This is a genomic window from Roseateles chitinivorans (assembly GCF_002761755.1).
Classification (GTDB): domain Bacteria; phylum Pseudomonadota; class Gammaproteobacteria; order Burkholderiales; family Burkholderiaceae_C; genus Roseateles; species Roseateles chitinivorans.
The window spans coordinates 151,500-175,688 of the sequence record NZ_PEOG01000007.1 but is presented as its reverse complement, the minus strand read 5'-3'; the positions used below and the strand labels follow the sequence as shown (position 1 = coordinate 175,688).

The 24,189-nt window shown below is 69.5% G+C and carries 20 protein-coding genes; 14 read left to right on the top strand and 6 right to left on the bottom strand.

Going from position 1 to position 24,189, the window contains the following annotated elements; all coding sequences use genetic code 11:
• Nucleotides 1-69 precede the first annotated feature (69 nt).
• Nucleotides 70-702: a response regulator gene (locus CS062_RS02950; protein WP_099859984.1), complete on the bottom strand. Its 633-nt coding sequence runs from the start codon at nucleotides 700-702 to the stop codon at nucleotides 70-72.
• A gap of 176 nt (nucleotides 703-878) precedes the next feature.
• Between CS062_RS02950 and CS062_RS02945 the strand changes: the two genes are divergently transcribed.
• The 3 genes from CS062_RS02945 (at nucleotide 879) to CS062_RS02935 (ending at nucleotide 5,487) form a co-directional block, all read left to right on the top strand.
• The gene (locus tag CS062_RS02945; protein ID WP_158238650.1) at nucleotides 879-1,646 is read left to right on the top strand and encodes a response regulator transcription factor; all 768 of its coding nucleotides are present in this window, start codon (nucleotides 879-881) and stop codon (nucleotides 1,644-1,646) included.
• 106 nt (nucleotides 1,647-1,752) lie between these two features.
• Nucleotides 1,753-4,944: a sensor histidine kinase gene (locus CS062_RS02940; protein ID WP_099859963.1), complete on the top strand. Its 3,192-nt coding sequence runs from the start codon at nucleotides 1,753-1,755 to the stop codon at nucleotides 4,942-4,944.
• A gap of 81 nt (nucleotides 4,945-5,025) precedes the next feature.
• Nucleotides 5,026-5,487, top strand: coding sequence for a hypothetical protein (locus CS062_RS02935; RefSeq protein WP_099859962.1), 462 nt, complete (start codon nucleotides 5,026-5,028; stop codon nucleotides 5,485-5,487).
• A gap of 148 nt (nucleotides 5,488-5,635) precedes the next feature.
• On the opposite strand, the gene CS062_RS02930 is transcribed toward CS062_RS02935, so the two are convergent.
• From CS062_RS02930 to mnmA, 3 genes are all read right to left on the bottom strand, one after another.
• Entirely contained in the window at nucleotides 5,636-6,283 is a 648-nt protein-coding gene (locus tag CS062_RS02930; protein WP_099859961.1) for a response regulator, read from the bottom strand.
• Nucleotides 6,284-6,315: 32 nt separating this feature from the next.
• Nucleotides 6,316-7,614 carry a histidine kinase gene (locus CS062_RS02925; RefSeq protein ID WP_158238649.1) on the bottom strand — a complete coding sequence of 433 codons (1,299 nt, stop codon included), beginning with the start codon at nucleotides 7,612-7,614 and terminating at the stop codon, nucleotides 6,316-6,318.
• Nucleotides 7,615-7,849: 235 nt separating this feature from the next.
• A complete protein-coding gene (gene mnmA, locus CS062_RS02920; protein WP_099859959.1) occupies nucleotides 7,850-8,956 on the bottom strand; it encodes a tRNA 2-thiouridine(34) synthase MnmA in 1,107 nt (368 codons plus the stop codon).
• A 238-nt stretch (nucleotides 8,957-9,194) separates the two neighbouring features.
• Between mnmA and CS062_RS02915 the strand changes: the two genes are divergently transcribed.
• On the top strand, nucleotides 9,195-10,073 hold the full coding sequence (locus CS062_RS02915) for a response regulator (RefSeq protein ID WP_099859958.1): 879 nt from the start codon (nucleotides 9,195-9,197) through the stop codon (nucleotides 10,071-10,073).
• A 19-nt stretch (nucleotides 10,074-10,092) separates the two neighbouring features.
• Here CS062_RS02915 and CS062_RS02910 read toward each other — a convergent pair whose 3' ends face one another.
• A complete protein-coding gene (locus tag CS062_RS02910; RefSeq protein WP_091730456.1) occupies nucleotides 10,093-10,587 on the bottom strand; it encodes an NUDIX hydrolase in 495 nt (164 codons plus the stop codon).
• Between the two features lie 243 nt (nucleotides 10,588-10,830).
• On the opposite strand from CS062_RS02910, the gene CS062_RS25705 reads away from it, so the two are divergent.
• Nucleotides 10,831-12,639, top strand: a complete 1,809-nt coding sequence (locus tag CS062_RS25705; protein WP_143742235.1) for a hypothetical protein — start codon at nucleotides 10,831-10,833, stop codon at nucleotides 12,637-12,639.
• 71 nt (nucleotides 12,640-12,710) lie between these two features.
• Here the strand turns inward: CS062_RS25705 and CS062_RS02895 are convergent, their stop codons facing one another.
• Nucleotides 12,711-13,187 (bottom strand): hypothetical protein, encoded by a 477-nt coding sequence (locus CS062_RS02895; protein WP_099859955.1) that lies wholly within the window; start codon nucleotides 13,185-13,187, stop codon nucleotides 12,711-12,713.
• 197 nt (nucleotides 13,188-13,384) lie between these two features.
• Between CS062_RS02895 and CS062_RS02890 the strand changes: the two genes are divergently transcribed.
• The 9 genes from CS062_RS02890 (at nucleotide 13,385) to CS062_RS02850 (ending at nucleotide 24,189) form a co-directional block, all read left to right on the top strand.
• Complete coding sequence (locus CS062_RS02890; protein ID WP_099859954.1) at nucleotides 13,385-14,503, top strand: Re/Si-specific NAD(P)(+) transhydrogenase subunit alpha; 1,119 nt, start codon at nucleotides 13,385-13,387, stop codon at nucleotides 14,501-14,503.
• A gap of 74 nt (nucleotides 14,504-14,577) precedes the next feature.
• The gene (locus CS062_RS02885; protein WP_099859953.1) at nucleotides 14,578-14,877 is read left to right on the top strand and encodes an NAD(P) transhydrogenase subunit alpha part 2; all 300 of its coding nucleotides are present in this window, start codon (nucleotides 14,578-14,580) and stop codon (nucleotides 14,875-14,877) included.
• A 109-nt stretch (nucleotides 14,878-14,986) separates the two neighbouring features.
• Nucleotides 14,987-16,408, top strand: a complete 1,422-nt coding sequence (locus CS062_RS02880) for an NAD(P)(+) transhydrogenase (Re/Si-specific) subunit beta (RefSeq protein ID WP_099859952.1) — start codon at nucleotides 14,987-14,989, stop codon at nucleotides 16,406-16,408.
• A 174-nt stretch (nucleotides 16,409-16,582) separates the two neighbouring features.
• The gene (locus CS062_RS26090) at nucleotides 16,583-18,190 is read left to right on the top strand and encodes a hypothetical protein (protein ID WP_158238648.1); all 1,608 of its coding nucleotides are present in this window, start codon (nucleotides 16,583-16,585) and stop codon (nucleotides 18,188-18,190) included.
• 122 nt (nucleotides 18,191-18,312) lie between these two features.
• Nucleotides 18,313-20,388 carry a sensor histidine kinase gene (locus CS062_RS02870; protein ID WP_143742233.1) on the top strand — a complete coding sequence of 692 codons (2,076 nt, stop codon included), beginning with the start codon at nucleotides 18,313-18,315 and terminating at the stop codon, nucleotides 20,386-20,388.
• A 144-nt stretch (nucleotides 20,389-20,532) separates the two neighbouring features.
• On the top strand, nucleotides 20,533-22,206 hold the full coding sequence (locus CS062_RS02865) for a long-chain-fatty-acid--CoA ligase (protein ID WP_099859949.1): 1,674 nt from the start codon (nucleotides 20,533-20,535) through the stop codon (nucleotides 22,204-22,206).
• A gap of 87 nt (nucleotides 22,207-22,293) precedes the next feature.
• The gene (locus tag CS062_RS02860; protein ID WP_099859948.1) at nucleotides 22,294-22,839 is read left to right on the top strand and encodes a hypothetical protein; all 546 of its coding nucleotides are present in this window, start codon (nucleotides 22,294-22,296) and stop codon (nucleotides 22,837-22,839) included.
• 45 nt (nucleotides 22,840-22,884) lie between these two features.
• A complete protein-coding gene (locus CS062_RS02855) occupies nucleotides 22,885-23,442 on the top strand; it encodes an NADPH-dependent FMN reductase (RefSeq protein WP_099859947.1) in 558 nt (185 codons plus the stop codon).
• Between the two features lie 15 nt (nucleotides 23,443-23,457).
• Complete coding sequence (locus CS062_RS02850; RefSeq protein WP_233217884.1) at nucleotides 23,458-24,189, top strand: 16S rRNA (uracil(1498)-N(3))-methyltransferase; 732 nt, start codon at nucleotides 23,458-23,460, stop codon at nucleotides 24,187-24,189.

Below are 24,189 nucleotides of genomic sequence, written 5' to 3'. Positions count from 1 at the left end.
TGCAGCCGCTGCTCTCCCGTCAGAGGCAGGCGGCGGTGACGTCCGGTTGCGGACGTCGGCGCCGGGTGCTCAGAGTCGCAGCAGGCCGCGCTTGAGCGCGAGCACGACGGCATGGGTGCGGTCGCGCGCATCGAGCTTGGACAGGATCGTCTTCACCCGCGCCTTGATCGTGTCCTCGGACAAGGACAGCAGCCCGCCGATCTCGCGGTTGCTCAGGCCCTGTGCGATGTGCGACAGCACGTCGATCTCCCGTCCGGAGAGCTGCTCCTGGCCGGCATGCGCGGCGATCTCCTGGGCCACCTCGTTGGGAATCCAGCGATGGCCGCGGTGCACCGCGCGGATCGCATCCAGCAGCTCGGTGCGCAGCTGCGTCTTGAGCAGATAGCCTGATGCGCCCAGCTTGAGCGCCTGCCAGGCCTGCGCATCGGCCTTGAAGGTGGTCAGCACGATGACCCGCGCGCCGGGGCTGAGCGTCCGCAGCCGGGACAGCGCCTCGAGCCCGTCCATGCCCGGCATCTGGATGTCCATCAGCGTGACATCGGGGCGCAGCCGCTCGAAGGCCTGCAGGCCCTGCCAGCCGTCGGCGGCCTCGCCCACCGGCGCCATGTCGGGCTGCTCGCCCAGCACCGCGGCGATGCCTTCGCGCATCAGCGGGTGGTCGTCGACCGTCAGGACGCGGATCGGTTCGGGCGCGGGCAGCATGGCGGCGATCATAGGGGCCGCCCCTGGCGGCGTCCCCGTTCCAGGGGGCCGATACCCTTTCGGGTAGTGGGCATCGACTCGACCGGGGCTATCGCGGTGCAGCATCGCTTCCGATGATCGGCGCAGTCTTCCGGCGCCCCCGCGCCGCCGCCCTCACCGCCCCCTGGGAGCTGTCCATGTCCCTGATCGAGCGTCCCCCCGCCGTCCTCGACGCGATCGTCGTGCATCGCAATCCGCTGCTGCGCGCCGGTATCGCCGTCGCGCTGGCGCCCTTCTTCCGTGCCCACGACACCGGGGAGGACGGGCTGCCGCCGGGCTTCCCGTCGCTGGGAGCGGACGACCCGGGCGCCGGCGGCAGGTCGGTGCGGCTGGTGATCGCGGACCACGAGGGTGCGCTGCAGTCGCTGGCCGGCGCGCCGCGCCGTGGCGGTGCCGGCCTGGCCCCGGGCGGCCTGCCCGAGCCGAAGTGGCTGGTGGTGAGTCCGGTGACGCACGGCGGCCGAGTGCGTCATGCGATGGCGGCCGGCGTGCTGGGCTATGTGCATGCGGCCTGCGCGCTGGAGGAACTGCGCGACGCCGCCCGCGCGGTCGCCGCCGGTCGGCGCTACCTCTGCCGCACGGCCGCCGGTGCGGTGGCCGAGGGCTGGCTCGGCGACGAACTCACGCCGCGCGAGCGCGACGTCCTGCGCATGCTGTGCCTGGGCCTGGACAACAAGTCGATCGGTCTGCGGCTGGGCGTCGCCGCGGGCACCGTCAAGACGCATGTGAAGACCCTGCTGCAGAAGCTGGGCGCCCGCAGCCGCACCCAGGCCGCCACCGAGGCGCTGCGCCGCGGGCTGCTCGACGACGAGCCGGTGGCGGACGATCCGGTGCCGCTGCCGATGCGCCCGCCGCGCGGCGCCGCCCAGGGGCTGTACGGGCTCCGGTCGCTGCCCGCCGCATGAGCGGGACAGTGCGCGCTTGACCGCTGGCGGCCCGGGTCGGCACAGTCGCCGACCGGCATGGCGCCGGAGAGGGGGAGGTCGCGTGGCGAGGTGGTGGATCGGACTGATGCTGTCGATGGCGCTGGCGACCGGGCTCGCCCGCGCGCAGGTCCCCGGCCCCGCCGCTCCCGCTGCCAACGACGGCCCCCCCGATTTCTCGCTCCGCTCCTGGGACGTCCGCGACGGCGCGCCGGCGGATGTCTGGACGCTCGGTGGCGGGCGCGAGGGCGTGCTGTGGCTGGGCACCGGCATGGGGCTGTACCGCTTCAACGGCCTGCGCTTCGAGCGCTACCGGCCCGGCGACCAACCGCTGCCGGCGTTCAACATCAATGCGCTGCTGGTGGACGAGGACCGCACGCTGTGGATCGGCCTGTTCGAGGGCGGCGTGCTGCGACTGCGCGACGACGGCGTGACCCGCTACGGCGCGGCGCAGGGCCTGCCCGGTGGCCGCGTGCTGCGCCTGGTGCGTGCCGGCGGTGCGCTGTGGGCCGCGGCGGGCAAGGGCCTGGCGCGTTTCGACGGCCAGCGCTGGCAGCGTGTCGGCGAGGCGCAGGGCTATCCCGCGGCTGGCGCTGAATACCTGTTCCGCGATCGCCAGGGCACCTTGTGGGTCAGCTCCGGCGAACGCTTGTACCGGCTGGCCACCCATGCCGAGCGCTTCGAGGACACCGGCGTGCAGCTCGGCCGCGGCGCGGTGATGTCGCAGGACGGGCAGGACCGGCTCTGGATCGCGGACGGCCGCGGTGGCGTGCGGCCGCTGGGCGTGCCGGGGTCGTGGCGCTCATGGGCGCAGCTGCCGGACACCGCGCCGGCGCCGGCCCCGGTGCGGATGGACGGTCTGGCCACGGCGCCCTTCTCCCCCAGCGTGGTGTCCGAGCGCGACGGCAAGCCGGCGACGCGGGTCAAGCAGATGCTGTTCGCCAGTGATGGCGGGCTGTGGGTGACCGTCAACGGCCGCGGCGTGTTCCGCACCGGGGTGGCCGACGCGGCCCGGTTGATGCCGGGGGAGCAGCTGGACTGGTCGCGCGGGCAGTGGTTCACCCTCGCCGATGGCCTGGGCTCGACCATCACCGTGCCGCTGCTGGAAAGCGACGACGGCGAGATCTGGGCCGGCACCAACGTCGGCGTCAGCAGCCTGCGCCAGCACCGCATCCGACGCGTCACGCGGCTGGAGGACGACGCATCGACCGGATTCAATGTGCAGCCGGAAGGCAGCGGCGTGCTGCTCTCCAGTTCCTCGGCCAGCTGGCGCGTCGACCCTCCTGGCGGCGCGGTGCGCGAGACCGGCATCGATCCACGGCCGGCCGCGCGCCGACCGGCCACGCAGGCGGTGCGGGCGACCGACGGGGCGGTCTGGCTGTGGGACAACGAGGTGCTGTGGCGCGCGCCGCCGGGTGGCCGCTGGGAGCGCTGGTTCCAGCCACTGCCGGCCGGCGCGCGGGCGACCGCCAACGGCATGGCCGCCGATCCGGCCGGCGGGCTGTGGCTCGCGCTGCATGAGGTCGGGGTGTTCCACGCGACCCGCGGCGGCATCGCCCGCGTCAAGGAGGCGGAGCTCGACGGCCAGGCGCCGGGCGCGCTGGCCGTGGATGCGGACGGCACCGTCTGGCTCGGCCACGATGGCGTGCTCACCGCCATCGACGACCTGGGCCGGCGTCTGCGTTTCGGCCCGGAGCAGGGCCTGCGCACCGGCCGGATCCTGACGGTGCGCAACACGCGCCACGGCGTGGTCGTCGCCGGCGAGAACGGCGTCGCGCTGGGCCGGGACGGCCGCTTCGCCACGATCACCATCGAGCGCGATCCGGCCTTCGGCCGGGTGTCGGGCATCGTCGAGTCCTTCGACGGCGACCTCTGGCTCAATGGCGGTCGCGGGCTGCTGCGCCTGGCCGCGGCGGAGGTGCCGGCGCTCTTCGAGGCCTCGGCCAGTCCGCTGAGCTACCAGCTGCTCGACGCCGCGGACGGGCTGCCCGGCATTGCCCGGCAGGCGTCCGCGATGCCGACCGCGGTGCGTGACGCCCGCGGCCGGTTGTGGTTCGTGACCAACCTCGGCGTGGTCTGGCTGGATCCGGCGCGCACCCCGCGCAACTCCCGCGAGGTCGGCGTCGACGTGCAGGCGCTGATGGCCGGCGGGCAGAGCTATCCGGCCGCGCAGGGACAGCAGTTGCCTCAGGGCACCAATGCGCTGACGCTGCGCTATGCCGCCCGGGTGTTGAGCAAGGCGGAGCAGGTGCGCTACCGGTTCCGGCTGATCGGTGTCGACGCGGAGTGGCGGGATGCCGGCACGCAGCGCGAGGCGACCTATGCCAACCTCGGACCCGGCGACTACCGCTTCGAGGTGCTGGCCTCCAATCCCGACGGTTTGTGGAGCGGTCGACCGTCGGTGCTGACCTTCCGCATCGCGCCGGCACTGCACGAGTACCCGGCCTTCCGCTGGGCGGTGGCGCTGGCGCTGGTCATGGCCATCTGGGGCGGCTATCGCCTGCGGGTCCGGGCGCTGCAGGCCCGGCTGCGGATGCGGCTGGAGGTGCGTCATCGCGAGCGGGAGCGCATCGCGCGGGACCTGCACGACACGCTGCTGCAGGGCTTCCAGGGCCTGCTGCTGGGCCTGGATGCGAGCGTGCGGCGCGTGACCGACCAGGCGCTGCGACACAAGATGGAGCGCGACCTGACCCGGGCCGAGGCGCTGCTGGCCGAAGGCCGCGATCGCGTCGGCCAGTTGCGTCAGCGCATCGACGATGAGGACGCGGCCGAGCGTGGCGGCTGGCGCGATGACGACGACGCGGACGGCGGCGAGGGCCGTGGTCCTGACCGGCGCCTGGCGGAGCGCCTGGCGCAGGCCGGCCAGGACCTGGTCCGGCCGCCGGGCCAGTTCCGGATGCGGGTCACCGGCACGCCGCGGGCACTGGCCGCCTCGGTCGAGGACGAACTGCTGCTGATCGCGCGCGAGGGCCTGACCAATGCCGACCGCCATGCGCGGGCGACCGAGGTGGGCCTGGATCTGGACTACCGCGCCGACGGGCTGACGCTCACGGTGCGCGACAACGGCATCGGGCTGGCGTCGGACTGGGAGGCCCGTCAGCCCCGCGGTGGGCGCTACGGCATGTGCGGGATGCGCGAGCGGGCGCGGCTCATGGCGGCGTCTCTGTCGGTGCGCAGCACGCCAGGCGCCGGCACCGAGCTGGTGCTGCACGTGGCCGATGCGCCACGCGCCGGCTGGCGGGAACGCTGGCGGCAGCAGCGTGCGGCTGTCTCCCCGTGAAGTCCCCGAGGGTCAGGGCAAACCCGGCTCCCTAGAATCCGCGCGCCGTCGAAGTTCCGACGTTTTCACGAGGGAAGAGTGATGAAGAAGTTTGCCGCGCTGTCCGCGCTGTGCCTGTCCTTGGCCGCCGCGCTCCCTGCCTTCGCCGACCCGGCGCCGGTGCCCGATGCCGCTCAGGCGCAATCGCTGCGCGATGCGGTGCGGGCCGACCGCAAGGGCGTCGTCCTCAAGGCGCTGCAGCTCGACGAGACGCAGACCAAGAAGTTCGTGCCGGTCTACGAGGCCTACGAGCGCGAACTGGCTTCGCTGAACCGCCAGTTCACTCGCATGTCGGTGGAGTTCGTGCAGATCGGCGACAAGCCGACCAATGCGCAGTCGAAGTACTTCTCGCGTGGCTACCTCGGGTATGTCGACGCCGAGCAGAAGCTCTACAAGAAGTACCACCCGCGCGTGGTCAAGGCGATCGGCGAGGTCGGCGCCGCGCGTTTCCTGTCGGTGGAACGACGCATTCGCGCCCTCCAGGATTACGACCTCTGGATCTGAAGCAAGGGCTACTGCGCCGACGCCATGCGTCGTTGGTCGGATGCTCGGAATCCTCACGTACAGAAGTACGCTCCGGTTCCTCCGCTCCGCCCGCCTAGCCTGACGTCCGCTCGCGACGCCCCGATCGACCGCGCCAACGGGGCGGCGATCAGATCCAGCCGAGATCGATCGCGCGCAGCACCGCCTGCGTGCGGTCGCGGACACCCATCTTCGCGAACACCGCGGAGCAGTGGTTCTTGATCACCCCCTCGCTGTTGCCCAGCAGCGCGGCGATCTCGGTGTTGCTGCGGCCGCTGGCCACCAGGCGCAGCACCTGCAGCTCCTTCGGGCTGAGCGGCTCGGGTTCCGGCGTCGCCGCGAAGGCGCGCTCGACCGGGGCGCGCTCCATCCGTTCGGTCAGCAGCGGCCGCAGCGCCGTCGAGCCGCCGACCACGTCGCGCAGCGCCTGCACCAGCGTGTCCGGGCTGATCGCCTTCAGCAGGAAGCCCCGTGCGCCGGCGCGCACCGCCTCGTCGAAGGCCGCCGTGTCGTCGAAGGTGGTCAGCAGCACCACCGGGATCTTCAGCGCCCGCGCCGCCAGCGCCCGGATCAGCCCGATCCCGTCCAGCCGCGGCATCCGCATGTCCGACAGGATCACATCCGGCTGCTCGCGCGCCAGCAGCTCCAGCGCCTCCGCGCCGTCCGACGCCTCGCCCACCAGGCGGATGTCGTCGTGCAGCGCCAGCAGGCCCTTCAGCCCCTCGCGCACCAGTTGCTGGTCTTCCACCAGCAGCAGCTTGATCGTGTTGTCGCTCATGTCGTCTCCTTGCTGGATGGCGCGATCCCGGTTCAGGCGCGCCGCGGGCAGTTCAGTTCGATCAGGAATCCGGGGTGATGCCGCAGCACCTGCATCGTCCCGCCCAGTTCGGCCATGCGTTCCTGCATGCCCTTGAGGCCGTTGCCCTCGCGCAGCTTGCGCGTGCCGCGGCCATTGTCGTCAACCCGCACACGCACCTGCGGACCGATACCCGAGGACGCGGCGCCTGGCGCGGACGGACCCGCTCCGCCGGCATCGGCGCCCTCCACACCCTCCACGGCTTCCAGGCTGACCCGCACCCGCGTCGCGCCGGCATGGCGCACCGCGTTGGTCACCGCCTCCTGCACGCAGCGCAGCAGCGCGTGCGCGCAGCGCGGCGTCAGGTCCTGCGCCACCGGATCCAGTGCCAGCTCGATCTGAGTGCTGGCGATGCCGTCAGCCAGCGTGCGCAGCGCCGCTTCGAGGTTGATGCGCTGGCTCTCCCGTTCGCGGGAGACCGCCGCGCGGACCTCCGCCAGCAGGCCCGCCGCGCCCAGCTTGGCCTTCTCGACCGCCTGCGCCGCGCCCGGCTCGTCGTGGCGACGCAGCAGCGCCTCGCTCAGCTGCAGGTGCAGGTTGAGCGCGGTCAGGTGGTGGCCCATCACGTCGTGCAGCTCGCGCGCCATGTGCAGGCGCTCGGCATAGCGCAGCTGCTCGATCTGCAGCCGCTCGCCGGATTCCTTCTCGGCCAGCATGGCCTGGAACCAGCGCCGGCGCTCGGCCTCCGCGGCAGCCAGCCGGCCCAGCCCGAAGGCCATGCCGTGCAGCGCCACCATCGACATCGAGAGTCCCAGGCTGTTCAGCCACCAGGGCAGGTCGGGCTGGAGCTGCTCGAACCGCTGCGCCTCGCTGGGCAGCAGCCAGTACAGCGCCACGCTGATCACCACCTGCGCCAGCGCGAAGTTGAAGGCGCGCCGCACGTTCAGCAGGAGCGCCGCCAGCACCGTCACCAGGAAGGGCAGCCCCGGCGTGACCAGCAGCGCCAGCACGTCGAGCAGCAGGACGCGGGCGAGCGCGTCGGCCGGCGGCAGGTCCAGGTGCTGCTGCCGCGCCAGCCGCCAGAAGTGCCATGCGAACAGCATCACCAGCGCCAGGCAGGTGAGCACGAAGGGCGCGTCGTGGGTGTCGCCCCCGGTGCGCCGGTAGAGGCTGGCCAGCACGCCGTCGTAGGGCTCGGTCGGGTTGCCCATCAGGCCCCAGACCGCCGAGCCCAGCTCCAGCAGGCAGATCGCCAGCGCGGCAATGCGCAGCACGAAGGCGGGCTGGGCGATGCGGGCGAGCAGACGATCCAAGGGGGTCCATCCAGGCGAGGCGGCAACACGCCAGCGTGCCACAGGCGACGTCCGGCAGGGAAGGTGCGCATTGTCATGGGGCACCGGCAGGAACGGTTCCGTCGATGCGACGAGTGCCCCGAATCGCGGGATGAGCTGCCGGTGGAGAGGCGACGCACGGGCCGGTCCGCCGGGGCGCCGTCTCCCGACGGCCCTCCGGGCGGTGCCCGCCTTCGCGGTCGACCGGGAAGCCGGTCTACGCGATCGCCTCCGCGATGACGCCGCCGCCCAGGCAGACATCGCCGTCGTAGAGCACCGCGCTCTGGCCGGGCGTGACCGCCCATTGCGCCTGCGGGAAGTCCAGGCGGATGCTGCCCTCGCCGGGGGTCAGGGCGCAGGGCGCGTCGGCCTGGCGGTAGCGGGTCTTGGCACCGAAGCCGCCGAAGGCCGGCGCCTGGCCGGTCCAGCTGAGGTCCTGCGCCACCAGGCCGCGGCTCTGCAGCAGCGGATGGTCGTGACCCTGGACGACCACCAGCGTGTTGGTGTCCAGGTCCTTGCGGGCGACGAACCACGGCGCGTGTTCGCCGCCGCCGCGCGGCGCGCCCTTCTCCTTGACGCCGCCGATGCCCAGTCCCTGGCGCTGCCCCAGCGTGTAGAAGGACAGCCCGACATGCTCGCCCAGCTTGCGGCCGCGGTCGTCCTTGATCGGACCGGGCTTGTGGGAGAGGTAGCGGTTCAGGAACTCGCGGAAGGGCCGCTCGCCGATGAAGCAGATGCCGGTCGAGTCCTTCTTCTTCGCATTGGGCAGCCCGATCTCCTCGGCGAGCCGGCGGACCTCGGTCTTGGGCAGCTCGCCGACCGGGAACATCGTCTTGCGCAGCTGCGCCTGGTTCAGCCGGTGCAGGAAGTAGCTCTGGTCCTTGAGCGGGTCCAGACCCTTGAGCAGCTGCACCTGGCCGTCCTGCTCGCGCACCCGGGCGTAATGGCCGGTGGCGATCTTCTCGGCGCCCAGCCGCATCGCGTGGTCGAGGAAGGCCTTGAACTTGATCTCGGCATTGCACAGCACGTCGGGGTTGGGGGTGCGGCCCGCCTGGTACTCGCGCAGGAACTCGGCGAAGACGCGGTCCTTGTACTCGGCGGCGAAATTGACGTGCTCGATCTCGATGCCGATGACGTCGGCCACCGCCGCCGCGTCGACGAAGTCGATGTTGGAGGAGCAGTACTCGCTGTCGTCGTCGTCTTCCCAGTTCTTCATGAAGATGCCGACGACCTCATGGCCCGCCTGCTTCAGCAGCCAGGCGGACACGGCGGAATCAACGCCGCCGGACAGCCCGACGACGATGCGTTGCTTCTTGGGATTCATGGGGCGCGATTGTCCCAAAGGTCCGCAAGACCTGTCCGGCGCGGGGCCGGTCGTCGCGCTGACCACGTCGGTTCCCCCGATTTCGTGACGCCGTTCACGACCGATGCCTCCCAGGAGGGAGCGTGTCAGGGATGGCTGACAAGCGGTTCGCCATTCCACGCACAGCGGGGCCGGCTTTCGCCGACTCCTCCGGCGCCGGGCGCCCGACGAAACTGAATGAAACAGGGGAGTACCGATCATGAACGTCGTCATCGTCGAAGGGTCCATCACCGTCCGCGCGCAGCTGCAGGCGCTGCTGGCGCGGGAACGCCGGATCGGCGTGGTGGGCGAGGCTGCCTGCGAGATATCCGCGATCGAGACGATTGCGCGGACGCAGCCCGACGTGGTGGTGATGGACCTGGCCCTGCAGCCCGGCAGCGGTCTGCGCGTGCTGCGGGCGATCCGGCAACTCGGCATCGGCGCGCGGGCGATCGTGCTGAGCAACAGCTATTACGAGGACATGCGGCGTGCCTGCGCCGAGCATGGCATTTCCGGCTTCTTCGACAAGAGCACCCAGACCGGGGAGGTGCTGACCCTGCTGCAGGGCTGGCTGCCGCCGCTGCGGGCGGACGAGCCGGCGCGGCAGGCCGCCGTCGACGCGCTGGACCTGCCGCCGCGCGGCCACTCGGCCTTCGACGAACTCGCCGATCTGGCGTGCGACATCAGCGGCGGCGCGATGGCCGCGGTCGGGCTGGTGGATGGCGAGCAGCTGCGGCTGATCGGCACCTCGGGCCTGCCCTTGCGGACGATGCCGCGGGCGCGCGGCCTGTGCGCGCACGTGATGCATCACGGCGGCCTGCAGGAGGTGCCGGACACCTGGCACGACAGCCGCTTCCTCGACCATCCGCTGGTGCAGGGCGCGCCGTATGTGCGCTTCTATGCGTCGGTGCCGCTGTCGCTCTCCACCGGCGAGGTCATCGGCAGCCTGTGCGTGATGGACCGCTTGCCGCGACGCCTGCGGGAGCGCCAGCGCGAGTCGCTGGTGACGCTGTCGCGCTGCGCGATCAATGAGCTCGAGGCCTGCCGGCGCGAGCCTCGCCACATCGACCAGGCGATCAGCGCCGCGATGACGCTCTGAGGCTGGCCGCGCGCGCCGGTCAATGCGGCCAGGCGCGCGGCGCGTACAGCGACGGATGGGCCGCGACGGCTTCCAGCGGCAGCCGACGGCCGGCGGCATGGTCCTCGATGCACTGCAGGATCAGCGGGCTGCGATGGCGGTCCCGACTGGCCCGGATCTCGTCCAGCGTCAGCCAGAGCGTGCGCTGGATCGGCTCGTCGAAGGGGCGGCCGGGAATCTGGTCGCCGACGCGGCCGGTGAAGGCCAGGCGCACGTAGGTCACGTCGTCGCCGCGGTCCGGGCGCAGGAAGCGCGACATGTAGACGCCGAGGAAGGCGTCCGGCGTGAACGGCCGGGCGGTTTCCTCGAGGACTTCGCGCTTGACCGCATCGATCGCGGACTCCGCCTGCTCCAGGTGGCCGGCGGGATTGTTGAGCAGCAGGCCGTCGCGGGTGAGCTCCTCGACCAGCAGGTAACGGCCGTCCTGTTCGATCACGGCGGCGACGGTGACGCTGGGCTTGAATCGTTCGGTCATGGTCCTTCCTGAAAGAGGTGGCTTGTCCTCGGCAGGGCGCGGGGGAAGGCCACCTCGTTGTGGGATGCGGGCCGCATTGTCGGGGGGTTGGATGATCGATAGAGGCGAGGAGCGACCTTTCATGGGGAGGTGTGTCCCTCGAATGAGTCATTGATCCAAGGCGACTTGACGGATTTAGGCTGGTGCGGGCGAGCGGGCGACTCGGGAGACTGCCCGCTTTCCAATCCAGCAGCTCTTTCAGCCATGGCCGATTCCAAGCAACTGCGGCAGTTCGCCGCGCTACAGGTCCCCGCTCCAGCCGTGATGCGGGGGAAACGTCCGGAGGATCTGGACGATCGGGGCCAGGACGCTGAGCAGGCGGTGACCGAGGCGCAAGACGGGCCGGCGGCGGACGCCATGAGTTCCAAAGCCGCAGCGAGCGAGCCGTCGCAAACGGTTCGAGCGGACCCGGAGGCCACAGTGGGCATCGAGGGCGGACCGTCGGCGGCGTTGATCGGCGCGGGCGCGCTGGGCCTGGCTGTCGCAGTGGCGGGCGGTGGTGGCGGTAAGTCGGGAGACTTCAAGCCGCCCGTGATCGGAATCCTGGACCCCGATGTCCCGCCGCCCAAGCCGGAGCGGCCCACCCCGACGCCGACTCCGGAAGAGCCGAGGCCCGACCAGCCGAAGCCCGAGCAGCCGAAGCCCGAGCAGCCCAAACCCGGGGATCAAAAGCCTCAGGAACCGGCGCCGAACCCCGAGGGGCAAACGAAACCGGATCAGCCCTCCAATGCGGATGGCAATCCGGAAACGCCGACGAATCCGTCCGGGCCATCACCCGAGGAACAGAAGCCGAATCCCGAAACTGTGGTCCCGCCCGTTAAACCGTCCGCACCGACAGCGGCGTTGGTCAACGATACCGGAAATTTTTGGAAGCAGACGAAGAGTGACGGTATCACCAGCGATGCCACGCTCAGGGTCAGCGGAATAAGCGAGGGTTTCTCTTGGCGCTATAGCATTGACGGCGGGGAGTGGAGGGTCGGCGCTTCAGATGGATACATTGCACCTGCGGAGTTCGACGGGAAAAACGGCGTTCGGCGCGTGCACTTACAGCAAATTGACCCGGCCGGCATTGATGGCGAGACGAGGATCTTTGAATTTGAGTTGGACACACAGGCGCCCGACAAGCTTCAGCCCGATAGGGCTCCCGCACTAGACGAAGCTAGTTTCATCGCCGGCTCATCCGTTGGTACGGTCAGCTATGGCTTTGAAGGCATGGCGAGTTTTAGTCTCGACGGCGGAAAAACCTGGGTCGATGAAATATTGCGTTCTGACGCGGTGGTCGGAAACAATGGTCCTCGCACCGCCCTCGTTCGTCAAATTGATGCGGCCGGAAATATTGGAGAGGCTAACGAGTTTCAATTTCTCCTAATGACCAGCGGCCCCTCCATCACCTTGAAGTCAGATGCGGGCGTTTCGTCAACGGATGGCATCACCAATATTTCCACCCTCACTATCGGCGATCTGGCGGCCGGCACGAGCTGGAAATACAGTCTCGATGGAGGTGCCACATGGAAAGCCGGCAGCGCGACCAACGAAATCGCCGCCAGCGAATTCGGCTTCGATGAGGGCGTCAAGTCGGTGAAGGTGCAGCAGTTCACCACGGATGGCTCCGAACCGTTCCCTAACGGCAGCGAAAGTTCCATCCGCACTTACGAATTCACGTTCCAGCGCCAGACTGTGGAGGCCAATATTGGCGAGGGCTACACGTTCGAAACGAAGGGAACGGCCGGCGCTGATCGGTTTGTTGTGAGCATAGCGAAGAATGGGTTTTCATCTTTGCGCAACTATCGTGCTGACCAAGGTGACATGGTTGATCTACGCGGGCTCTTTGAAATCGACGCCGGTAAACAAATTTCTGACTACATTCGGATCACAACCGGTGTCGGCGGCAGGGATGTGAGTGTGAGTTATGACGGGCAACTTGCTACAAATAGGGACTTGCATTTGGTTGTCGGTAACAGCTACTTCGGAGAGATTTCGGTGATGTACTCCGGTGGCGTCTTGGTGGGGTGACGCAGCGGTAAATAAAAAACCCGGCCTTGGCCGGGTTTTTCGTTTCTGCGTTCAGGAACTCAAGCGAATCGTCACCGATCCTTGCCCTTGTCCTTGTCGTGCCCGCGGCCATGGCCGTGGCCCTTTTCTCCGCCACCGCCGTTCCCGCGCCCGCGGTCGTCGTCACGCCAGTCGCGGCGGCCGTCGTCGCGCCAGCGGTATTCGCTGTGGTCGCGGCGGTACTGCGGGGCATACACGTCGCGGTACCACTCGTCCCGGACGAAGTAGACCGGCCGGCCGCAGGCGTTGTAGCGCGCGCAATGCTTGGCCCAGTTCTTCTCATGGCCCGGCGGCACACGCAGGTAGACCGCTGGCGCCGGCGACGGCACGCGGGTCACCAGCACCGGCCGTTCGTACACCACCTGCGGGCGCACGTTGCCGATGTCGATCTGTCCATAGAAACCCGGTTCGCCAATGGTCACCGAGACCCCCACATCGGCGGCCCGGGATGCCATCGGCATCAGGGCGGCCAACGCCAACGCACTGCTGAGGAGAATCTTCTTTGTCATGGTCTGACTCCTTTCGGTCGTCATTTAACGCTGCTTTGACCCCCTTGGAGGACTGTAGTTCACCATTCGAAACAGGTTTGCCCCCACTTTGCTCACGGAGATGTGCTGGTGAAAACCCCAGTCGCGGGCGAGGCACGCCCTGGGCGGTCCCCCGGTTAAGCTCGCCCGGACCCTGATTCAGGATGGAGGGATTCCAGATGCTGATCGGTGTGCCGCAGGAAACCGCGGCGGGGGAGGCGCGCGTGGCCGCGACGCCGGAGACCGTCAAGAAGCTCATCGCGCAGGGGCACACGCTGCGCGTTCAGCAAGGCGCGGGCCTCGACGCCAGCGTGACCGACGAGGCCTACGCCGCCGCCGGGGCCGACATCGTGGACCGCGCGTCCGCCTTCGGCTGCGAGCTGGTGTTGAAGGTCCGGTCGCCGGACGCTGGCGAGTTGGCGCTCTTCAAGCCGGGCGCCGTGCTGGCCGGCATGCTGAATCCCTTCGACCGCGACGGCCTGCAGCGCCTGGCCGATGCGCGGCTCACCGCCTTCGCGCTCGAGGCCGCGCCTCGCACCACCCGAGCGCAGAGCATGGACGTGCTCTCCAGCCAGGCCAACCTCGCCGGCTACAAGGCGGTGATGCTGGGCGCCTTTCATTACCAGCGGCTGTTCCCGATGCTGATGACCGCCGCCGGCACGATCAAGGCGGCGCGCGTCGTCGTGCTCGGCGTCGGTGTCGCCGGCCTGCAGGCGATCGCCACGGCCAAGCGGCTGGGCGCGGTCATCGAGGCCTCCGATGTCCGGCCGTCCGTCAAGGAGCAGGTCGAGTCCCTCGGCGCCAAGTTCATCGAGGTGCCCTACGAGACCGACGAGGAGCGCCAGGCCGCTGAGGGTGTCGGCGGCTACGCCCGCCCGATGCCGCCGAGCTGGCTGCAGCGCCAGCAGATCGAGGTCGCCAAGCGCGTCGCGCAGGCCGATGTCGTCATCACCACCGCGTTGATCCCTGGCCGCCCGGCGCCGGTGCTGGTCACCGAGGACATGGTCCGCGCGATGAAGCCCGGCTCGGTGATCGTCGACATCGCGGCGCCGGCCGGCGGCAACTGCCCGCTCACCGAGCCCGGGCAGACGGTGCGCAAGCATGGCGTGACGCTGGTCGGCGAGACCAATCTGCCCTCGCTGGTGGCGGCGGATGCGTCGTCGCTGTACGCGCGCAATGTGCTCGATTTCCTCAAGCTGGTGCTGACGAAGGAAGGCGGCTTCGCGCTGCCGGCCGACGACGACATCGTGACCGCCTGCCTGGTCGCGCACGAGGGACAGGTGCTGCGCCAGGCCTGACCGGCCGCCCCTGCTGGAAGGCCGCGAGGCCGCATGACGACGATCGGGCCGCGTGCCCGCAAGGAGAGCCCCGGATGGATGCCGTTTCTCCCACCCTGATCAACCTGACGATCTTCGTGCTGGCGATCTACGTCGGCTACCACGTCGTCTGGACCGTGACGCCGGCGCTGCACACGCCGCTGATGGCCGTGACCAACGCGATCTCGGCCATCGTCATCGTCGGCGCGATGCTCGCCGCGGCGCTCACCGAGACCTCGCTGGGCAAGTTCATGGGCACCTTCGCCGTCGCGCTCGCGGCGGTCAACGTCTTCGGCGGCTTCCTCGTCACGCGGCGGATGCTGGAGATGTTCAAGAAGAAGGAACGGAAGCAGTGACGTCCGGCGTCACCGCGGCGGGCCGTGCCGAGCGCCGGGCCGTACCGAGCCGGCCTGGATCCCCTCGGGGGATCGGCCCTGTACTCATTGACCGAGGGGTCCCATTCAAATGTCGATGAACCTCGTCACCCTGCTGTACCTCATCGCGAGCGTCTGCTTCATCCAGGCGCTCAAGGGCCTCTCGCATCCGACGACCTCGATCCGAGGCAACGTCTTCGGCATGGCGGGCATGACCATCGCCGTGCTCACCACCGGCGCGCTGATCCTCAAGCTGGCCGGCGGTCAGGCCCTGGGGCTGGGCTATGTCCTGGGCGGACTGGTGGTCGGCGGCGGCATCGGCACCGTCATGGCGCAGCGGGTCGAGATGACCAAGATGCCGGAGCTGGTGGCCTTCATGCATAGCATGATCGGCCTGGCGGCGGTCTGCATCGCAGTCGCCGCGGTCGTCGAGCCGCATGCATTCGGCATCGCGCCCCGCTATCAACCGATCCCCGGCGGCAATCGCATCGAGCTGGCATTGGGCTGCTTCATCGGCGCGGTGACCTTCTCCGGCTCGGTGATCGCTTTCGGCAAGCTCAGCGGCAAGTACAAGTTCCGCCTGTTCCAGGGCGCACCGGTCACCTTCGCCGGCCAGCACTGGCTGAACCTGGTCCTGGGCCTGGCGGCGGTGTTCTTCATCTTCGGCTTCTGGCATTCGCAGAGCTCGATGGATTTCCTGCTCGTCGCGCTGCTGGGCTTCGTGCTGGGCGTGCTGCTGATCATCCCGATCGGCGGCGCCGACATGCCGGTCGTCGTGTCCATGCTCAACAGCTATTCCGGCTGGGCTGCGGCGGGCATCGGATTCTCGCTGAACAACAGCATGCTGATCATCGCGGGCTCGCTGGTGGGCAGCTCGGGCGCGATCCTGAGCTACATCATGTGCAAGGCGATGAACCGGTCGTTCTTCAACGTGATCCTCGGCGGCTTCGGCGCCGAGGGCGCCACCACCGCGGGCGCCGCCCAGCAGCGCAACGTCAAGAGCGGCAGCGCCGACGATGCGGCCTTCATCCTCGGCAACGCGGAGAGCGTCATCATCGTCCCCGGCTACGGCCTGGCGGTCGCCCGCGCGCAGCATGCGGTGAAGGAGCTCGCGCAGAAGCTGATCGAGAAGGGCGTCACCGTCCGGTACGCCATCCATCCGGTGGCCGGCCGCATGCCGGGTCACATGAACGTGCTGCTCGCCGAGGCTGAGGTTCCCTATGACCAGGTCCACGAGATGGAAGACATCAACGCCGAGTTCGGCCAGACCGACGTGGCCATCATCCTCGGCGCGAACGATGTGGTGAATCCCGCCGCGCTGCAGAAGGGCAGCCCGATCTTCGGCATGCCGATCCTCGAGGCGTACAAGGCGCGGACGGTCATCGTCAACAAGCGGTCGATGGCGGCGGGGTATGCGGGCCTGGACAACGAACTCTTCTACATGGACAAGACCATGATGGTTTTCGGCGACGCCAAGAAGGTGGTCGAGGACATGGTCAAGGCGGTCGAGTAGTCCGGCGGCGCCCGGTCCGAGCGGGCGGGATGAGTCGTTCGCCTCCCACAGCATTTCAGTAGGGCGACCATGGACTCGGGTGGAAGGTGACGGCATCTTTCACTCATCGAGGTCGATGGCGGCGGGCACTGACTTGAACAGACTGCGGGGTTCTTTCCTCCAGTACTGTTCATCATGTCCGCCAACCGCGAATCCCCTTCCGATCCCCGTGCCAGGAACGCTGTCGATGCCGCAGCCGCCGCGAGCGTGCCGGCATGGCGCCGCCGTCGAGACGACGAAGTGCCTGGCGACACCGACCACGAGCTCGACGATGCCTCGCCCCCGACCGGGCATGCAGGGCCGACCGATGCGGCCCCGACGCCACCCGTCGAGCCGCCCGCCAGCGAAGTGCAGAGCGCCGAGGGCCCGGGCGGTGACCGGGTTGGCTCACCGCGCGATGACCGGTACAGCGCGCTGCTCGCTGCCGGCCTGGGCCTGCTGGGCGTGGGCGGCGCCGCCTCGGTCGCCGCGTCGGGCACGGACTCGAAGCCGCCAGCGGCGATCGATCCGCCGAAGCCGCAGACGCCGGCGTCCGAGGACAAGCCCAAGCCCGGATCGGACACGCCGACGCCCGAGGGGCCGAAGCCTGAAGCGCCCAAGCCTGAGCAGCCGAAGCCTGAAGAGTCCAAGCCCGAGCAGCCGAAGCCCGACGTGCCGAAGCCGGATGCGCCTCAGCCCGACCAACCCAAGCCAGAGAATCCCAAGCCAGAGGAGCCCAGGCCCGAGCCGCCCAAGCCCGACGAGCCGAAGCCGGAGGAACCCAAGCCTGAAGAGCCCAAGCCGGAGCAACCCAAGCCGGAGCAGCCGAAGCCCGAGGAGCCCAAGCCCGAGGAGCCCAAGCCCGAACAGCCGGGCGGCGGCGATCCGTCGGATCCTGGGCCGGGCGCCGTCGACACGACGCCGCCGGGCATCCTGACGCCGATCCCTCCTGCGAATGGCTGGCTGGGTGTGAAGGGCGAAATCCGTTTCAGCGGCCTCGAACCCGGTGCGCATTGGGAGTACAGCGTCGATGGCACGAACTGGCGGGCGGGCACTGGCGCCGGCGTGCGCGGCAGCGACCTCGGGCAGGAGGGCGACCGGACGGTCTGGCTGCGGCAGACCGATGAAGCCGGTAATGTCGGCGCGTCGAGCCACGTCGAGGTGAAAGTGGACCTCACCCCGCCGATCGAGGCGGTCATCCGGTTCCCCTCGGACCCGCTGCTGGCCGGGCCCTTCCACACCGAGCCGCACATCAAGTCGAGCGACATCTACATCTCCGCCAACCCGGGCTGGTTCTACAGCTGGGACGGCCAGACCTGGCAGCAGGGAGCGGGCGACCGGATCGCGCAGTCGCTGCTGCCGGGCCAGGGCAAGCAATCGCTGTTCATCCGGGACGAGGACCAGGCGGGCAACGTCACCATCAGCCGCCGCAACTTCACCATCGACGACCATGCGCCCGTGGCGCCCACCTTGCAGCTGGTCAACGACACCGGCGCACGGGATGACGACCGGGTCACGTTCGACGGCACGCTGCGGATCACCAACCTCGAGCCCGAGGCCAGGTGGTGGATGAAGGCCTACTTCAACGGGAAGGAGGTCTATGCCGGGGGCACCACCGACACCATCTCGACCGGGGACATGGGCATCCCGGCAGGCGCCACGGGCTCGGTGGTGGTGAACGTCCAGCAGGTCGACGCCGCCGGCCACCAGAGCGGGATGACCCGTTTCGCGTTCGACCTGTACGCGCAGCACGCGGTGATCTGACGGGGCGGGCCTTCCCCCCTAGGTCCGAGGTGTCCACCCGCCATCGCTTCGCCTAGCATCGGCCGCGGCGAGTCCCGTCCCGGGAATCGCCGTTCTGCCGGCTGTGCCGCGGAGGGGGCGACTTGGCGGTCTTCACTCGCACGATGGATGTCCGGCTGGCCGCACCGGCGATGTCGATGCGGCGGCTCGTGCTGCTCGTCGCCTTGCCGCTGCTGTTGTTGGCGGCGACCCATGTGTTGTCGCAGCAGTACGGCACCGCCATGCCGCCGCAGGTGCTGCGCCTGACCGAGGCCCGTTTGCTGCCCGGCGACGCACGCGATCCCGCGCAGGTCCCCGGCGCGCTGCCGCGCAGCCGTCTGCCGGAACCCTCGGCCGTCGTGTCCCGCCCGCTGGGACCGACGGTCACGCCCACGCCGATGCCGTCGACCGCGCCCACCACGCCGGTGGTGCCGCTCGCGCCTGGCCATGTGGTGGCGCTGCCGGTCCAGATCCATGAGACCGATGCGCCTGGCCCGCTGTGGTTCGCGCTCGATTTCCGGCTGCCTGAAGCGGCTCAGGCGCCGTACTGGCTGGTGATCCAGCACCGGCCCGCCGCGTCCGTCTACCTGGATGGCCAACTGATCGCCCATTCCGGGCCGGGCGCCGGCTTTGCGGCGGAGGACGAGGACGACCTCGCCCAGCGCGGCCTGCTGCTTGCGGGCCGGCGGCTGCAGGTCAGCATCCCGCCGGCCCTGCTGCCGGCCGGTGATCACCGGCTCAGCCTGCGCCTGGCCCGCCCGGGATTCGAAGGCGCCGGCTTGTCCGCGCCCTTGATCGGTCCGGCCGCACAGATCCGGATGCTGCAGGAGGGCCGTCGTTTCTGGCAGGTGCTGCGCGTGACCACGGCGTTGGCCGGACTCGTCATCGGCGCCTTCATGCTGATGGTCTGGCTGGCATTGCGCCAGGAATGGCTCTATGGCGTAACCGGCGTGTTCTGCCTCTGCACCGCCTTGCTGCTGTCGCCCTACCTGCTCAACGGCGCGCTGTTCCCGCCGCCGTGGTGGCGGGTGACGCTCGATCTGGCCGACGTGCTGTCGAAGGCGCTGCTGCTGTTCCTGGTGGCGCGGCTCTCGGGACTGCCCGCCCGCTGGGCTGAGAAGATGGCCGCCGCCTACCTGGGCCTGGGCGCGGTGATCGACGGCGCCGCCGCCTTCCTCGGCTGGAGCTGGACCGATTTCCATCATCCCTGGCCCTGGTGGGCGCTCGGCAGCCGGACCGTCGTGCTGGCCGCGGCCGCCTGGCTCGCCGCGCGCGCGGCGCTGGGGTCGTCCCGCCGCGCGCCCCTCGCCGGGGCCTGCGCGGTGCTGCTGTCGGGCTGGGTCTGGCTCTACGTCAGCTGGTTCGCGCTGGTCCGCTCGGAACAGATGAGCGTCGTCGACATCAACGTCGTTGGCCACGGCGTGCTGATCGCGATGGCGGGCGTGGCGCTGCAGCGGCGTTTCGTCGGCTCGCTGCGTGACCAGGCGCTCGCGCGGGTGCGGCTCGAGCAGGCCCTGGACGAACGCACCCGCGAGCTGCGCGACCGCTGGGAGGACCTGCAGGACAGCGAGCGCCAGCGCACCGCCGCCCAGGAGCGGGAGCGCCTGCTGCAGGAGATGCACGACGGCCTGGGCTCGCAGCTCGTGACCGCGAGGTTGTGCGCCGATCGCGGCGTGCCGTCGCAGACCCTGGTGGGCTTGCTCGACGACTGCATTCGCGAGATGCGCCTGACCGTCGACGCGCTCGCGGTCACCGACGGCGACCTGACGCTGCTGCTGGCGAACCTGCGGCACCGGATGGCGCCGCGCTTGCAGGACGCGGGCCTGGAACTGGACTGGCAATTGACCGACGTCCCGCTGTTGCCCACGCTGCGCGGCACCGGTGGCCGCGAGTTGATCCGGATCGTGCAGGAGGCGCTGAGCAACATCATTCACCATGCCGGCGCGACACGGGTCCGCTTCTCGACCCGGGTGGACGAGGCCCAGGGCCAGGTCTTGCTCTCCATCGTCGACAACGGCCGCGGCATGGCTGCCGACCTGCGCCAGGGCAATGGCCTGCGCGGCATGCGCCGCCGGGCCGAACGGATCTCCGCCGCGATCGACTGGCGCGCCCCCGAGGAGGTCGCCGTCGAGGGCGGCACCGAACTGCTGCTGCGGCTGCCGTTGCGCCTGGACCCTTAGACATCGGCGTGCGATCGCCTCCGATCGCGCCCGTTCCCGGTGCGTTCTGGAGTCATCTCTCCACTTTGTGCGCTCTATCGAATCCCCTGATGGGGGGCGCATGGCGATCAGCGAGAATCCGCGCCGTACCTTGGAGACAGAACAATGGAGAAGAACTGGCTGAAGCACTATCCGGCCGGGGTGCCCGCCGAGATCGATGCGGATGTCTATCCCTCGCTGGTGGAGCTGATGGAGACAGCGTTCAAGCAGTTTCCCGAGCGCGCCGCCTACAAGATGCTGGGCCGTTCGATCAGCTTCGCGCAGATCGACGAGGCCTCGCGCGCGCTGGCCGCCTACCTGCAGGGGCTGGGCCTGGAAAAGGGCGATCGCGTCGCGATCATGATGCCGAACGTGCCGCAATACCCGGTCGCTGTCGCGGCCGTGCTGCGCGCCGGCTTCGTCGTGGTCAACGTCAATCCGCTGTACACGCCGCGCGAACTGGAGCACCAGCTCAAGGACGCCGGCGCCAAGGCGATCGTCATCATCGAGAACTTCGCCGCCACGCTGCAGCAGGTCCTCACGAGCGTCCCCACCAAGCACATCGTGCTGGCGGCGATGGGCGACATGCTGGGCTTCGCCAAGGGCATGGTCGTCAACTACGTCGTGCGCAAGGTCAAGAAGCTGGTGCCGGCTTTCGAGCTGCCGTCGGCGGTGCGCTTCAACGATGCCGTCGCCAAGGGTCGCAGCCAGAGCTACAAGCGCCCGACGGTGGGGCCCAACGACATCGCCGTGCTGCAGTACACCGGCGGCACGACCGGGGTGTCCAAGGGCGCGGTGCTGCTGCATCGCAATCTGGTGGCCAACACGCTGCAGTGCGAAGCCTGGTATCAGCCCGCGCTGAAGAAGAAGCCGGCCGACGAGCAGCTGATGAGCGTCTGCGCGCTGCCGCTGTATCACATCTTCGGTTTCACCACGAATCTGATGCTGTCGATGCGGGTGGGCGGCTGCAACGTGCTGATCCCCAATCCGCGGGACCTGCCGGCCGTGTTCAAGGAACTGAGCCACCACAAGATCCACAGCCTGCCGGCGGTCAACACGCTCTTCATGGCGATGGCCAACCATGCGCAGTTCAACACGGTGGACTGGAGCGGGCTGGTGATCTCGGTCGGCGGCGGCATGGCCGTGCAGCAAGCCACCGCGCGGCTGTGGCTGGAGAAGACGGGTTGCCCGATCGTCGAGGGATACGGGCTGTCGGAAACCTCGCCGGTCGCCTGCTGCAACCCGACCGACAGCACCGCCTACACCGGCTCGATCGGCCTGCCGCTGTCGGGCACCGAGGTGACGCTGCTGGACGATGACGGCAACGAGGTGCCGGCCGGCGGTACCGGCGAGATCGCGATCCGGGGGCCGCAGGTGATGGCGGGCTACTGGCAGCGGCCGGACGAGACCGCCAAGGTCATGACGGCCGACGGCTACTTCCGCACCGGCGACATCGGCACCGTGGACGAGCGGGGCTTCTTCCGCATCGTCGACCGCAAGAAGGACATGATCCTGGTGAGCGGTTTCAACGTCTATCCCAATGAGATCGAGGATGTGCTGACGCAGATGCCGGGCGTGCTGGAATGCGCGGCCGTCGGCGTGCCCGATGAGAAGGCCGGCGAGGCGGTGAAGGTCGTCATCGTCCGCCGCAACCCGGCCCTGACCGAAGCCGATGTGAAGGCCTTCTGCGAGGCCAATCTGACCGGCTACAAGCGGCCGCGGATCATCGAATTCCGGACGGAACTGCCGAAGACGCCGGTTGGCAAGGTGTTGCGCCGTGAATTGCGCGACAAAAAGTAGCAGTCGGTAGCAGTTTTCGGGAATGCTCGCGGGCGAAAACCGCCCGTGTCCGCCTAAAGTTCGCCCTCCTGTGGAGGAGACAAGGCCGTGCTCGAAGAACGTTACGAAAAGACCGAGGCCGGGCGAGCGGAGATCAAGTCGCGCGCCCTGGTGCAGGCGCGTGTGGCCCGCAATCTGCTGCTGGTGATCGATGCCAGCAAGACCGGTGCCGAATGGCTGGCGATGGTGCAGGGCGCCGCGCCGGGCGATCTGGAACAGCTGATCCAGCATCAGCTGGTGAAGGCGACCGCCGGCGCGCCGCTGTCGCGGCCGATGGGGCCGGCGTCGATCGCGACGCCGATGGGCGCGGGGCCCGCCTCGCGCATGAGCGGCGCCTCGCCGTCGCGGCCGGCGCCATCGCGCTTGGCCGGCGTGCCGACCTCGTCGCTGGACTACGCGCAGCTGTATGCCGCGCTGAGCACCTTCGCCAAGCAGCAGGGGCTGCTCAAGGGCTACAAGCTGGCGCTCGAGGTCGAGCAGTGCAGCGACATGAACCAGCTGCAGACGCTGGCGCTGGACATCATCGACCGGGTGCGCGCCACCAAGGGCGACGCCGCGGCCCACGAACTGCGTGCGACACTGGGCTTCAACTGAACCGGACCGCCATGGGGCGGTCCTTCCTCTGTTGGGAGCTCATCCATGTCCTCGCCCTATCGCGTCGCGGTGCTCGTCGGCAGCCTGCGCAAAGCCTCGTTCAACCGCAAGCTGGCCCTCGCGCTGGCGCAGCTGGCCCCGGCCGAGTTGAAGCTGGAGATCGTCGAGATCGGCCAACTGCCCTTCTATAACGAGGACGAGGCGGCCGAACCGCCGGCGACCTGGATCGAGTTCCGCAACGCCATCAAGGCGGCGGACGCCGTGCTGTTCGTGAGTCCCGAATACAACCGCTCGATCCCCGGTGCGCTGAAGAATGCGCTGGACGTCGGCTCGCGGCCGTATGGGCACAACGCTTTCGACGGCAAGCCATCGGCGGTGATCACGCTGTCGCCTGGCGCTCTGGGCGGCTTCGGCGCCCATCACCACCTGCGCCAGGTGCTGGCCTGCCTGAATGCGCCGGTGCTGCCGTCGCCGGAGGTGTACCTCGGCGGCGCTGGCGAGATGTTCAAGGACGACGGCAGTCTCGCGAAGCCAGAGACGGAAGCTTTCCTGCGCAAGGTCATGACCGCCTTCGCCGCCTGGGTGCAAAAGCTCAAGGGGTGAGGCTTGGCGGCGAGGTTGTTTGTCGAGCAGCCGCTGGGTGCGATCGCGCTCGCGGCTGAACTGGCGCTGCCGCCGGGTGCGGCACGCCATGTCCAGGTGCTGCGGCTGCAGCCCGGCGATGAGGTCACCCTGTTCGATGGCAGCGGGGACGAGTGGACCGCCGCGGTGACGGCGATGGGCCGCAGCGAGGTCCGGGTGGCGTTGAAGTCCCGGCAGCCGGTCGATCGCGAGATGAAGCGCGCGGTGACGCTGGCCGTCGTGATGCCGGCCAACGACCGCATGGATGGCATCGTCGAGAAGGCCTGCGAGCTGGGCGCGGTGGCGATCCAGCCGCTGATGAGCGAACGCTCGGTGCTGCGGCTGCAGGGCGATCGCGCGGAGAAGAAGCGGGCGCATTGGCAGGGCGTCGCGATCGCGGCGGCCGAGCAGTGCGGACGGTCGAGGCCGCTGCAGGTGGCCCCGGTGAAGACGCTGGCGGCGTGGTTGGCGGAGTTGCCCTCCGACGCCGGCGAGCAGCGGTGGCTGCTGAGTCCGGTGGCGGCGCAGCCGATGTCGGTGCTGATGTCCCCATCGAGCGATGCACAGCCCATCACGGTGCTGAGCGGTCCCGAAGGCGGGCTGAGCGAGGCCGAGGAGCAGTCGGCGCGTGCGCGAGGCTTCAGTGCCGCGAAGCTTGGCCCGCGGATCCTGCGTGCAGACACGGCGCCGCTGGCGGTGCTCGGCTGGCTGGCGCTGAGCGAGGCTTGA

What these genes read in the sequence shown, in the direction of transcription:
- CS062_RS02950 (WP_099859984.1), bottom strand. Translation starts at nt 702, where the DNA reads ATGCTGCCCGCGCCCGAACCGATCCGCGTCCTGACGGTCGACGACCAC.
- CS062_RS02945 (WP_158238650.1), top strand. Translation starts at nt 879, where the DNA reads ATGTCCCTGATCGAGCGTCCCCCCGCCGTCCTCGACGCGATCGTCGTG.
- CS062_RS02940 (WP_099859963.1), top strand. Translation starts at nt 1,753, where the DNA reads ATGCTGTCGATGGCGCTGGCGACCGGGCTCGCCCGCGCGCAGGTCCCC.
- CS062_RS02935 (WP_099859962.1), top strand. Translation starts at nt 5,026, where the DNA reads ATGAAGAAGTTTGCCGCGCTGTCCGCGCTGTGCCTGTCCTTGGCCGCC.
- CS062_RS02930 (WP_099859961.1), bottom strand. Translation starts at nt 6,283, where the DNA reads ATGAGCGACAACACGATCAAGCTGCTGCTGGTGGAAGACCAGCAACTG.
- mnmA (WP_099859959.1), bottom strand. Translation starts at nt 8,956, where the DNA reads ATGAATCCCAAGAAGCAACGCATCGTCGTCGGGCTGTCCGGCGGCGTT.
- CS062_RS02915 (WP_099859958.1), top strand. Translation starts at nt 9,195, where the DNA reads ATGAACGTCGTCATCGTCGAAGGGTCCATCACCGTCCGCGCGCAGCTG.
- CS062_RS02910 (WP_091730456.1), bottom strand. Translation starts at nt 10,587, where the DNA reads ATGACCGAACGATTCAAGCCCAGCGTCACCGTCGCCGCCGTGATCGAA.
- CS062_RS25705 (WP_143742235.1), top strand. Translation starts at nt 10,831, where the DNA reads ATGGCCGATTCCAAGCAACTGCGGCAGTTCGCCGCGCTACAGGTCCCC.
- CS062_RS02895 (WP_099859955.1), bottom strand. Translation starts at nt 13,187, where the DNA reads ATGACAAAGAAGATTCTCCTCAGCAGTGCGTTGGCGTTGGCCGCCCTG.
- CS062_RS02890 (WP_099859954.1), top strand. Translation starts at nt 13,385, where the DNA reads ATGCTGATCGGTGTGCCGCAGGAAACCGCGGCGGGGGAGGCGCGCGTG.
- CS062_RS02885 (WP_099859953.1), top strand. Translation starts at nt 14,578, where the DNA reads ATGGATGCCGTTTCTCCCACCCTGATCAACCTGACGATCTTCGTGCTG.
- CS062_RS02880 (WP_099859952.1), top strand. Translation starts at nt 14,987, where the DNA reads ATGTCGATGAACCTCGTCACCCTGCTGTACCTCATCGCGAGCGTCTGC.
- CS062_RS26090 (WP_158238648.1), top strand. Translation starts at nt 16,583, where the DNA reads ATGTCCGCCAACCGCGAATCCCCTTCCGATCCCCGTGCCAGGAACGCT.
- CS062_RS02865 (WP_099859949.1), top strand. Translation starts at nt 20,533, where the DNA reads ATGGAGAAGAACTGGCTGAAGCACTATCCGGCCGGGGTGCCCGCCGAG.
- CS062_RS02855 (WP_099859947.1), top strand. Translation starts at nt 22,885, where the DNA reads ATGTCCTCGCCCTATCGCGTCGCGGTGCTCGTCGGCAGCCTGCGCAAA.